5 protein-coding genes are annotated in these 13,633 nt (G+C 35.1%); 2 read left to right on the top strand and 3 right to left on the bottom strand.

Annotation, left to right across the window (positions count from 1 at the left end):
- Positions 1 to 15 precede the first annotated feature (15 nt).
- A complete protein-coding gene (gene pglZ, locus IAE53_RS00105) occupies positions 16 to 2,547 on the bottom strand; it encodes a BREX-1 system phosphatase PglZ type A (protein ID WP_200136489.1) in 2,532 nt (843 codons plus the stop codon).
- 113 nt (positions 2,548 to 2,660) lie between these two features.
- Between pglZ and pglX (IAE53_RS00100) the strand changes: the two genes are divergently transcribed.
- A complete protein-coding gene (pglX, locus tag IAE53_RS00100) occupies positions 2,661 to 4,871 on the top strand; it encodes a BREX-1 system adenine-specific DNA-methyltransferase PglX (protein ID WP_255531275.1) in 2,211 nt (736 codons plus the stop codon).
- Complete coding sequence (locus tag IAE53_RS00095) at positions 4,864 to 5,949, top strand: site-specific integrase (RefSeq protein WP_200136516.1); 1,086 nt, start codon at positions 4,864 to 4,866, stop codon at positions 5,947 to 5,949. Before pglX (IAE53_RS00100) ends, IAE53_RS00095 begins: the two co-directional genes overlap by 8 nt.
- Positions 5,950 to 6,329: 380 nt before the next feature.
- On the opposite strand, the gene pglX (IAE53_RS00090) is transcribed toward IAE53_RS00095, so the two are convergent.
- Together pglX (IAE53_RS00090) and brxC are read right to left on the bottom strand one after the other, a co-directional pair.
- On the bottom strand, positions 6,330 to 9,971 hold the full coding sequence (gene pglX / locus IAE53_RS00090; protein WP_200554176.1) for a BREX-1 system adenine-specific DNA-methyltransferase PglX: 3,642 nt from the start codon (positions 9,969 to 9,971) through the stop codon (positions 6,330 to 6,332).
- A gap of 18 nt (positions 9,972 to 9,989) precedes the next feature.
- The gene (gene brxC / locus IAE53_RS00085) at positions 9,990 to 13,628 is read right to left on the bottom strand and encodes a BREX system P-loop protein BrxC (protein ID WP_200136379.1); all 3,639 of its coding nucleotides are present in this window, start codon (positions 13,626 to 13,628) and stop codon (positions 9,990 to 9,992) included.
- Positions 13,629 to 13,633: the final 5 nt, after the last annotated feature.

Here is a 13,633-nt window from a genome sequence, read left to right as displayed (position 1 = left end):
ATTGCCTTTATTAAACTAAATGTCAAATCCAAATCCACCAGCCAATGCAATATCTAATATATATGGATTACGTTGTACTTCAACACCAGTAGTTCTATCAATTATTAACATATAAAATCGGTCCGTCCGTTTATATTTTTGCTCTTTAAATGTAAATGAGCTGCGAAAACGACGATTATTGACATTATTGTCTTTTAAATTAGCCATAATAATGACTTCATTTGATATAATTTCATTATTTTCACTGACGAAATAAACTTTATATTCGTTAGGTTTTACGACATCACTTATTGGCTCGTCTTGCAAAAACTCGATATTTGTCAACAGATTGGTTATTCGATTTGACGGGGTCAAAACCCGAAGCTCAGCCGGTTTATTTGTAGATTTTCCACGTTTAACATTAACGTGTATGACTGGTATCATCATCTCTTGAAGAGATGATCCACCATGAACGTAATTCCTACCTCCACCAGCACCCTGAAAGACATTAATGCTCTTTGGATAATTGACAAATCTGTCATCAGAATTGCCTAGAATATCACCCAATTTGGTAGCAGTAACTCCAGGTTCATCATACGAGTAATCGCTAATAAGATATCTTTGGCCAGGTTTTTCACCTTTAGCTAATTTCAGCTCAATCTTGTCAGAAACATCAACTTTATCTTCTCGATAAATATATCCGTGATCGGCTGTAATAAAGAAATTACCAATATTTGCACTACCAGCTAAACGTTTGATTAGGTCATGAATGTCATCAATGGCTTTCCTGGTTGCTTCGAAAACTTGATCTTCTGTTTTTTGCGTATCACCTACTGCATCAATTTGATTGTGGTAAATATAGATTATCTCTTTATTAGATCTAAAATCACGTAATTCTGCTTGCGTCATTTTTTTGATCACATCAAATTGAATAGCAACACTCTTTTCATTCCAAGTCTTTAGAATCTTAGCACGATTTTCCGTATTATTGGTATCAAATTGATTATCCACAATGATATTTTTTTTATCGCAATCATATGATAGTGAATTATGCGGTAACAATTGTGCCATACCAAACGGTGTGATGGAAGGTAATCCGGTCAAAGCTGATTCTACGCGAACAATATTTTTTGTATCAAATTTCAACAAATCAGCTAGTTCCAACGCCGCTTCATAACGAAACGCATCGGAAATAATTACCACTGTATTGGCAGTCTGATTAGCAATATAGTCCTGGTAAAAGTTTCGCTGTAAATTTAATTTTGATTGATTAACGTCTGTAAATATAAATTCCTTATTCCATTGAGTAATCGCATTAGCCAAATATTTTACATACGTTTCTTCGATAAGCTGACGAAGCTTATCGTACTGATCTCGATTTTTCGCTGCATGCAAATGTTGATAAAATTTGCGATAATGTCTATCGATATTAAACCCAGTCTCTTTGTATGCTGTAATCATGCTTGCAATGTCACCATATGAAACATTATGATTTTGTAATAAAGCGGCAGCATGTTTTAAAACGTGATAGTCCTCCGAGTAAAAATCCCCAAAATGCATTTTCACTCGTTCATCTGTTAATTCCTCAATAGAAGATTCATTGACCTTTGCTGTGACATCACCCGCAAGCAATCGTTCAATACTCCATTTCAAAACTCGTTCATCAAATTGGCGAAAAGACGATGCCTTTGCGATAATATCAATACTCATTTTACCGAATAATTTATCTGCCCGCACGTAATCATAAACTGCATTGGCAAGTACATCGTATCGTGCCGTATATTCTTTGTTATTCATGTAATTAGCCATGAACACAGCTACAGTTGATTGTCGACTAACCCGATATATCTTGTAACTACTAGGAATTTCAGTTGATAATTCAAAAAAAGTGAAATTCAAAACCAGAGCGCTAACAAATTGCATTAAATTGGGCGTTTCGCTTTGATAACCAAAGTGAAGGTTAACCTCCTCCCAATAGTGCTTCAACAAATCATATTTGTTAAGAACTGCCAAAATTTTATTATCTTCATCAAAAGAACCATCCATAACTGCACGTGTTATCGTTTCAATATCAGCAGTCTTTTGATTGGTTAATACCGCCATCATGCCCAAAATCAAGTCACGTTCATCACGATATTCCAGATTAAGGCTAGCCAACTTTTGCATTCTTTCTTTATTGCCAAAGAAAATCTGGTGCTCTTCCACTATTGAACGCAAAGCTTCTGGAATACCTAGTTCCAATGATATAAACGCAATACGGTCAGCGGTAAATTCTTGTGAATACTCAAGTTCATCCATCAAAAAATTTAATTTAGCTGTCGGTTTTAGAGCGGGTGAATAGATAAGGAAACTATCATTAGGCTGTTGTCTTTCAATAATTGTTTTTGTTTTGAATTGTTGATTATAAGGCATAATCAACAATTTAGCATTCTCTAATTTGCTTGCAATCTCTTCAATATCATCAAAAAAATCTTGCGCCGCATCATACCAAAAAATCAAGCGCCGTTCACCTATAACGAACTCACTATTTAATTTATCGATTATTTGTTGTAAACTGACTGCTGCCATTTATATATGAGCTCCCAAAAAGTATCTTACTTCTATTTTACTTTAGATTAGTACAAAAAAACACAGATAAAATAATATAAATAATCGCTCTTCTTAATCAAACAGTTGACGTGATGAATGACTTGTACAAAATGATTTTTATTAAGCAAGCCAATAAATTAAACGACGTCTTGCCGCAACTATTTGAAAAAATTGCTGATTATTCTGAATTATTGTTCACACCTAATTATACGGATGTGAATGGCGTGATTCACAAACTAGTTAACGATATTGACGAAGCTGATTTTGACGTCACCAAATCTGGTCAAGTTGAAATTATTGGCTGGTTATATCAGTATTACAATACTGAACCACATGAGCGCGTTGTCAATATCACTGGTGGCGCTGTTAAGAGAGCTGACATTCCTGCAGCCACTCAACTTTTTACAACTGATTGGGTTGTGAGATACATGGTTGATAACTCGTTAGGAAAATATTGGATTGAACACGAAGCCAATAGCAAGATTGACAAAGATCTTAAATATCTGTTACCTGCTGACATAAAACGTCGTACCGATGACCTAAATCTTGAAAACATTAAAATACTTGATAACGCCATGGGTTCAGGCCATATTCTCGTTTATGCTTTTGATGTACTAATAAAAATGTATGAAGAGCGTGGATATTCGTCACGCGAAGCAGCATCGTTAGTTCTCGCAAATAATATTGTGGGACTTGAAATTGATAAGCGAGCTTATCAACTGGCATACTTTGCATTAATGATGAAGGCTCGTGAATATAACCGTCGCATATTAACAAGTAACATTAGCCCAAGGGTTTATGTTTTTCGTGACGTAACCAATATACCAGATGATGTATACAAACAGCTTTCCGAAACTACTGCCACTGAAATTAAAGCATTGGTGACATTGTTTTCAGATGCTACTGAACTGGGTTCTATCATGCAGTTTGAGAAGCAGTATGATATTGAACTATTAAAATCTGAAATTACCAAAATTAAAGCTGATGAATTAGATGTTTTTGGGATAGCTGCTTCAAAAGACAGCATCATCAACATGTTAAACATTATTAACGTGCTTCAGATCAAATATGAAGTGGTTGTTACCAATCCTCCGTATATGAACAAGTTTGAAACAAGTTTAAAGAAATATATCAATAATCACTTTAAAGCCTATAAGGGTGACCTATTTTCAGTATTTATTTTCAACAATTTACAGATGCTTAAACCAGATGGCTATGCTGCCTACATGACACCATTCGTTTGGATGTTTATTAAAACTTACGAAGCTTTACGCACTTATATTGTTGATAACAAGCAAATCTCAAGCTTAATTCAAATGGAATATTCAGCTTTTGAAGAGGCGACTGTGCCAATCAATACTTTTGTCATTCAAAATAGCCCCAATCATGAACTGGGTTCATATGTTAAACTATCTGAATTCACTGGGGGTATGGTAGTTCAAGATCAGAAAGTACTAGAAATTATTGAGAATCCTGATACTGGTTATCTATATCGAACTAACCAAGCGAATTTTAAGAAGATTCCCGGTAGTCCAATTGCGTATTGGGTCAGTCCACACACTAGCAATACTTTTATTGAGAATAGCGCTGCTAGTCAATATGCTGAAATAGTTTCTGGAATGACGACAGGAAATAATGATAAATATATGAGGAGCTGGTTTGAAGTTTCTTTTGAAAATGTTGCTTTTAATCAAGACAATATTTCTGACATTGATTTGACACAACAATATTGGTTTCCATACAATAAGGGAGGCCATTTTAGGCGTTGGTATGGCAACAATGATTACTTGGTGAATTGGGCAAAACATGATGAATTTAATAGATCCAAGACAACTATGCAACACCTATATCTTAAATCAAGCATTACATGGTCAGATATAACTAGTTCAATTTTTTCTGCAAGAGCAAGCTTTAAAGGCGCATTTTTCGATGTAAAGGGTTCCTCGGCATTTACCGATGAAAAAACTTATTATCCACTCTTAGCATTATTAAATTCTCCAGTTTGTATGATGTATATTAATATCATTAATCCGACCATCACTACCCAAGTTGGTGATTTAAAGCGAGTTCCTTTTGTTGAGGATTTACTAAACAACAGTAAAATTAGCAAAATGTCGAAATCACAGGTTAATGCAGCAAAATTTGACTGGGATTCTTTCGAAACCTCATGGGATTTCACCCAACACCCGCTCCTCTCAAAAATCGATGAACATAATCGAAAATCTCCGCCAATAATTGATACAATTTCGGATGTGTGCCAAAAAAGTGCCAAATTTAGGAGGAGAATTAATAAATATGGTTAGTTATCGTAAACGTGGAAATGTATGGCAATTTGAAATTTCGTTCAAAGATGCCAATGGAAATTACCGAAAGCTTAGAAAGTCGGGATTTCGAATCAAATCAGAAGCTATCAGTGCTGCATCATATGTTCAAGTCAACAATCCCAAACTCACAACATACCTTCGTGGACAACAGTCCCTATTAAAATATTATCAAAATTGGATCAAACTTTATAAAGAAAATATTGTTTCGGATATTACTTATATGAAGTATGTCAGTACCGCAAAACATATCAGCAAACTATTTGGTGATACAAAGTTAATTGATATCACTAAAACGATGTACCAAGAAAAATTAAATATTTTTGCTAAAACGCATGCAAAACGTACTGTTAGCGGACTACACAAATACATTCGTGCTTGTTTGCTCGATGCATTAGATGAAAACATTATTCCAACTGATCCCACACGTAAAGCTGTAATAACCGGTAAACCATCTTTCGAAAATAAGAAAGCATTGAACTATAACGAATGGCGTAAACTAATTAGCAATATCAATTACTTAGATCCTAGTGAAATGATGATTTACATTGCCGCAGTGACTGGCATGCGCTACGCTGAAGTCGCCGGTATAACTCGTGACGCTATTGACTTTTCCAATCAAACTATTTCAATTAATAAGACTTGGGATTACAAATATAGAACTGGATTCAAAAAGACTAAAACTGCAGCATCTGTCCGAATAGTTACAGTTGATACAAATACTATATCTGTGCTCAAGCAGTATTTATCTTTTAACAGTGTTGATGATTTTCGACCTATTTTCCTAGTCAACCATCGCATACTAGTTAGCACACAAATTAATCAAGTTTTAAAATCAAAATTAAAAGAACTTAATTTACCAGCAATAACTTTTCATGCTTTACGCCACACTCATGCCTCAGTGCTGTTGTACAAGGGGGTAAGTGTTCTGTCAGTATCAAAGAGACTAGGACATAGTAATGTCACTACTACCCAGTCTACCTACTTGCATATTATTAAAGAACTGGAAGCACAAGACCAAAGCCAAATCATTAAAATTATTGGTCTCGTAGATCACTAATAATTTTGGCACAATATTTGGCACTACCCAGCAACAATTATTTCAAATACAACTGTCATAAGTGGCAAATTTTCTTAAAAATAGTGATAAAAAAACGAAATCCAATGGATTTCGTTTTTGATTTATGTAGCATTTGAGTCTTGCGGCCCAAATGTGTCATCAGCGCTTGTTTCTCTAATGACGCTACTGCACAAGTGCAGCCTCGATAGTGGCATCTTCTAAAGTTGTAGTAGTCAGGTCTTAGTGTTATTGCCTCCAACCACTCATCTATTAATGTTAACCCACATCAGCATCTCTGCGTGGTCTATATACAAATACTACTAAGATTTCAGTAATTTGTCAATAATAGTAAACAGACTATATTAACTTGTCATGTTTTGCTACTTCAACTTACTAAACACATTCAGCAAGTTGCCGTCTTCATCAGATTGAACTTTTTTATAATTTTCCACAACACCATCATCAAGATCAAGAACAACATGTTTATTAGCCAAATAAGCAACCTTATCTTCAAAAATAACTAATTCATTTAGATGATTGGTTAACTTAACGCGTTGCTTTTCGTACCCATTCTTAGATTTAGTGTCAGTAGCATTATCAATCAAATTAGTTAATGTGCTCAGGCGTGATTCATAGGCGTTTTGTAACTCATTGAGGTAGTTGGTACGAATCATTGCCATTGTATTTTCATCATAACGGTGCAAATAAATTAGTGCCTTGAATCCACCTAATTTTCCAGATTCTAATTGCCAATAAATTGGACGCTTTTTGTAGATTTGTACGTGATCCTTGAAAAAGTCTTTAAAGAAATAATTTCGGATTACTTCTTCGGGCTTACCTTTTCCACCCAAAACATCAGCAATAAAACTAAGATTTTGAATTAGATTGTCTTCACCAAATGTAACTGCCAAAAATTCTTTAAAGCGATACATTATATCACGCTCATCACCAAAATAATCAGCATCAGTTAACATCACAACATCATCGGTATTAGGAATAAACGTGGTATATTTTGCCTTGTCAAATTCACCACCTGCAAAGGCTAAACCATCAACATCTAATGAGTATCGACCAAATACCAAACCAATAAAGTAAGATAACAATGACTTAATATCCCGCTTCTGATCGGCACGACGTACCGAAACTTCCTTATCCTCTACCTCTGGGGTCAGTTCATCTTGTAACCCATATAAATCAATAAAAATTCTATTTAACTCTTCTTCATTTGCTTTCAGTTGATCAAATCGCGTTTGCGCTTCATCAGCCCAGGATTCGTATGCAGCTTCAACTGTCCAATTTCGATTATGTTCATCGATTTTTGAGAGGAGTGGGTGTTGGATGAAATCCCATGAGGTTTCGAAGGAGTCCCAGTCATCAGTAGTTAGATTCAAATTACTTTCAATAATATCAAAATTTTTTTCTCGCTTTGTATCCACAACTGGAAAATTAGCTACGACACCGTTGGATAAATTAATAGTTGGGTTCAATATTTTAAAAATATAATTTCCTACAGGGGAATTCATTATACCTAATAAATACAATAAATCTTCATGTAAACCTGTAATAAACGGAGCGGCGATGTCAGGTAAACTGGATGGTTTACGATACCTAATGCTAAATCCACCACTGGTAATTAAAGACCAACTTATCGTTTCACGGAAGTAATAATTGGGGTTTCTTACCACTGAACGTTGCTTACCATTTGGAAACTTAAAATTACGAATTTTGGCACCGTTATTCTCCCAATTAACAACATAATCATAGTTGCCGTACCATTTACGATAGGAACCACCTTTATTATATGGAAACCATTTTTTGTTTGATGAGATCGATTCATCGATTGATTTAGCATCAAACTTAATATTGTTTAATGAAACTTCAAACCATTGGCGTAAAAAAAGAGTGTTGTCTCCTGTTTGTAGTCCAACTTTTGGTTCTACTATTTCGTCCATTCTAGTGCCAACTTCAAAGTCATGAATCAGATTAGCACTTGCCCAATACGCAATCGGACTACCGGGAATCTTCTTAAAATTCGCTTGGTTAGTTCGATATAGATAATCCACATTAGATTTTTTAACTGATTCAGTAAATGCAATTTCTTTCTTTTGCTGCGAATCAAAATCAACTAACCGTTCATATGTTCCAACATATTCGCTTAAAGAAGATTTTCGCATAACGAAAGCAACTGTTTGAACCACTTCACCGTTGATTTCCTCAAACGCACGGGTTCCAAGATGTGCGAGGTTAATTAATGTGTGTTTGGTCAATATTGCACGTAATTGCTCGAAACTTGAGAGAAACATCCATGAGTGCTGAGTAATCAAAGCATAGTAACCATATTTAGCTATCATGCTACCTAATCGTTCAATGAATACTGCAAATAAATCTGACTTTGAATGAGGAAATTTAGTTTTAACATATTTTCCAAGAATCGCATCCATCTTACCCGAACCCATGTATGGCGGATTCATAACACCGACTTCGTATGTTTGAGAGAGTACCATTCCCACTTTGATAAGCTCAGCTAAGTTTTTCTGATATAAAGGTAAATCAATTGTTTCGAGTGTTAATTGTCCTTGAGAAAGCTTCGGGTTAGTTAACAGCTGAAGATCATTCCAGTCCAATGTTTTATCAAAATCGATTAACGATCCATATTCATTACCATATTTAAAAGCATTGATTAAATTATCTAAATCTTTACGTAACTGAACTTTGTTCTTTGATTCTGTTTTATCAATTAATGTTGCAAGTACGTCAGTTTCAATAGTTGAGCTTTCTGGCACATCAAACACGTTTGGTCGTATATCACGAGTTAGTGAACGTCGGTCATCTTTTCGCAACTTCATCATTATTGCAAAATAGGTTAATTGAAAAGCTCGAGTGTCGATATCCAGCCCATATATATTTTTTTGAACGATTAACTTTGCAGCGTCAGCCATTGAATATCCTAATGATTCATAGATTTGCATGAACACATCGTAGGCATAGACTAGTATGTGACCAGACCCCATTGCAGGATCAATGAACTTAATATTTTCAATGGTAATTCCTGATTTTGAAACGTCTTCGTCAGTAATTTGAATAGTTATATTAGTATTTTGCTCAGCAGCGGGCATATAGTAGAACCAGTTGAATGTTTCTGAAATCTCTTTTTCCGAACGACTATCTCCAGTAGTGCGCAAATGATCAATCCAGAATCGACCTAGAGAGTTTTCTACCAGGTATTTTACAATCCAATCCGGTGTGAATAATTGAGTAACAGCTGGAATATCTGATTCCGTGTATTTAGACTTTTTGAAAGCGATGGCTTTAGGCTCTTCATTGTAATACTGATATAACCAGCCAATAATTTCAACTTGACCAGATTTGGTGACGTCAAAATCAGCTTCGTCAATATCGTTAACTAGTTTGTGAATCACGCCACTCACATCCGTATAATTAGGTGTGAACAATAATTCAGAATAATCAGCAATTTTTTCAAATAGTTGTGGCAAGACGTCGTTTAATTTATTGGCTTGCTTAATAAAAATCATTTTGTACAAGTCATTCATCACGTCAACTGTTTGATTAAGAAGAGCGAATTTTATTTGCTCTGTTTCAGTAGCATTAAATTCCAAATCAGAGTTAAACGCTTCAGTAATAATGTCAGGCTGATTTTGACCAGGTGTTTCAGATGACAAAACACGTATACGGCTTGGTAAATAACGATTAACTTCCATAAATCGAATGGCAATTAAACGATTAAACCATGTGTAGGCGATCTCTTCAATAAACACAGGTAACACTTCTTCTAAATTTTTACCCGTACTACGTTTCTTAAGCTCTGTCACCAATTTTTGCCGGCGTTGAATATCATCTCCGCTAATACTATACTCACCAAAAAATTGGATTTCATTTGTTTCATTGGTAGGGTCTTGAATGCCATCTTTTCTGATACCAATCAAACGAGCCTTAAGTGTGATTTCTTCAATCAACTGACGTCTAGCATCAATTGCAAAATTTTTAATTTTTGTCTTATCCACAATTCTTTTCCCTATGAATTAGAGCTCAAAGTGAACAACATCAGTTCCTTCAAGTTCGGCAGTTAAACTCGCGCGTAACTTCTCAAGATAATCATTGATATCATCGGTTGATTTTATCGTCCATGATGACTCAATTCCCATTAATTGTTTAGCATTACGTCTTTTTTGAATTTTCGTTTTGACTGTTGGAACTGGATCAACCACCACTTTTTTAAGTTGATCCTCATTAGTCATATCAACTGTTTTTTTGGTCGCAACAGTAGCTCTGGCTATCGTGTCAATTCTATCTTCAAAGTTTTGCTTAGCTATCTTAGCACGTTCTCCTTCCGCATGAACAGTATTCAAACTACCAGCGTCAACCACAGCTTGTTTAGCAGCATCAATTTTTTGTAGAAATTCAGATTTATTCACTTGCGAATCAACCAAACCTGATTCTTCTAAATATGACAATCCACTGAATCGATAACTTTCAATTTCTTTCACAACTTGATTCTGATCCACCGTTAAACGCGTACTAAACTTTTCGTCCAATTGATCGTTTAGAGGCTTGAGATTTTTAATATTATTAAAGGGTCTAATATTGTTACGCAAACTTTTAATTTGTTCATAGATGGTTGCAATTTCTTGATCACCTTGAAGATAAACCGCATTAATTTCATATTCACGTGTTAACTTTAGAGACCGATCCCAAATGGCCTTTTGTCCGTTATTGCCGTTAAAAAACGATTCTACATCTGGGAGTCCCTCTTGTTCATAAATATCCAATAGACTATCCAATTCTCGATCGACGTATTGGAAAAATTCATTAATGTCTTTGATGCTAATGATGCTCGAAAATACTTTGACGGCTTGAGTTAATACATTTGATCCTGGATACTCCGTGCCAAAGGCACGATACTTATTCCAATCACTTATTTTATCCTTTGCGAGCCTTGAAAAAGTTTGATATATCTCTTCATCTTCACCATTTATTGAACGACCCCAATAATTATCTGCAACTTCATTAACAGAGCCCTTCAACCTAGCCGACACAGCCTCACGGACCATTAATAATAACTTATCTTGATATTGTTTTTTAGTAATGTAATCAAACATAAGTCTATCATTTATCGCAACAGAGCTCATTATTTCGCCATTAATAGATACTGTCAGTTTGCCATCCATGAATAGCTTACCAATCAACCAATTAATATCATCATCAATGAATCCATAAGGTGCTTGTGCAAACTTATCTTTGACATTTCTTAATGAAACTTGCCCAGCTAACTGAATATACGTCTTCAAATCATCTAGCGCCAATTCATTTTCTGTATCTTCAACATCTAGTTCAAGGACAGGTTTTTCTTTACGCAAGGCTTTGGCCAAATCATTCGGGCCTTTTGCAGCAGTGATATGCTCTAACTTACCGTAGACACGTTTGATCAAATCATCCATTGCTTGACCAATTCGTGTTTCGAAATCAGCTTTACTATTTTCCACTGGTTTACCATTCATATAAATTGTGGCTTCATTCAGTGCCTGTTCAATTTTCAAATTAATATCGTCATAAATTGCCTCTTTTTCCGCTTGCTTAGCAATAATAATTGTTTCAATGCTTCTGGCTGACTTCTGTGCATGCGCCTCATTTATAAACATTTCAATTTGTTTACCACGACGTAAGTCTTCAGTAAATGTTGTTTGAGTTGGTAAATCAACAATAATACTGTTTCCAGTACTCTCCATGCGCAGATTTTCTTCAATGCCATTATTGTCGTTGAATTTAGTTACAATTTGGATATCCATTTCAGTCTGTAAACTACGTCCAATGATACGATCGTCAACTTTATTTATAAAACTAAATACATAACGATTATTTTGCGTTTTCCCCAATTGGAGCAAATTATAGGCATGACGCGCAGGAATAATTGATCCAAAAATTCGGTTACCGATTTCCGCTTGTATTTCTTGTGGATCAACGTATTTTTTATTTATTTCTCGATTGACATCTTGCTCATCATCTGTCAAAAATTCATAGGTATCTAGATTTTTTTGAATGAAATTTTCTGTTTCCAAAATACCTAGAGCTTTTTTAATTTCTTTTTCTAATGTAAGACGCTCGGTATGAATATTGTCAATCATCAAACTAACAATATTTTCTACGTTTGTCTTGAAATTTTTCACATATTTAACCAAAAACAAAGTTTTCAGAACACGAACATTAAAATTATTATCCTCATGGTCAGGATTAATATGTTCGTTTTGAGATGCTTTAACAATAACGCTGGCGTACATATGGTCTAAGAACTGATCTACTGGATCGTAAAACATATCAAATGATACTAGTTTGCCAACTTCCTCTTGTTCAATCATTCGAGCAGCATCTTGGTACATCGCAAGCATTGAACGTTCACCCTCGGATTGGTGCTTTCCGTTAATACTATTATCACGAATAGCACGTAACACATCTGCCACTAAATTAAATTGATATGGGACGAATGGATATACTTCACTAAATGTATCAGCATTCCTGTAAACTTTTCGTTCAGCGTCATCATTGAAATGAAGCATATTATCAATTGATGTTCCTTCCGACGCATAAATAGCTGTTAGGTTGGTTGTCACTGCTGTTTTTTTCTCGAGCAACCTTCTCTTAATAACTTCATCTACGTTTGAAGATGACATAGAAATACGTGTGTCGAATCTACCTTGAATTTTAGAAAAATCGGCCATATGCATCGTGTCAGCTTTAGCTAGACTATCAATTTCTTCTTGAGCCGTAACAATTACCCATGCGCGGCCATCCGTTAGCCGCCCGAGATCTTCAGCAACTGTTTGGAGATTTAACATGCGGTCGCGTGAGTCACCGATATATTGACCCATTTCATCGGCAAGAAATGCAATGTGATGATTTCTTTCTTTTGAATTAAGGTACTCATTAATTCGATTTGCAAAGTCTTCAATACTTAATGAATATTCAGCCCTAGTCGACTTAATCCATTCGTCTGCCAAGTTTTCAGAATCAAACTTACCAACCTCAATTAATGCAGACCTAACTGCTTTTGACTTTAGGACCACTGATCGACGACCTTTTTCCCATGGTTCATTTTTTGAATCGGCTTTCTGGTAGGCAGCTTTAAATGTATCAAGTTTGCCCTCTTTATCAAGATCTTCTTCCAGATCAGCAACATGCAAATTAGGACCATAGTACCCGCGCATATCATTAAATACCTGCATAAATACATGCATGATAGCTTCTTTATCTGATTTACTATTTGACGAGGCTTTTGAGTCGATATTAAATAGCATCACATCCGTATTAATGTTTGCAGCACGCTGCATATCTGCTAATACCATCGGATCTTGAATTTTATCCTGAAAGAAATCAATCGCATGCCGTCCATTGATCTCACGGTTTTCTAATAAGTAAGAAATAATCTTTAAAAAATGTGACTTACCTGAACCAAAGAAACCAGAAATCCAGACACCAATTTTATCAGTTTTATTATCAATTGAACGCACGTAGGCTGAAAAAAAACTATTAAAATGTTTTTGCAACTCATTTGTCACAACGTATTCATCTAAATCCTGTTGAACGATATCATTTTCAACTTGTTCAGCTTTAATAACCCCCTGAATATCACGATCAATTTGTTTGTCAAATATCTGCTTAATTTCCATTTTTT

Origin of the sequence: Leuconostoc sp. S50, from assembly GCF_016624925.1 — a bacterium.
Lineage (GTDB): Bacteria > Bacillota > Bacilli > Lactobacillales > Lactobacillaceae > Leuconostoc > Leuconostoc pseudomesenteroides.
The sequence above is the reverse complement of the archived record's forward strand: the minus strand, read 5'-3'. Positions and strand labels throughout refer to the sequence as shown.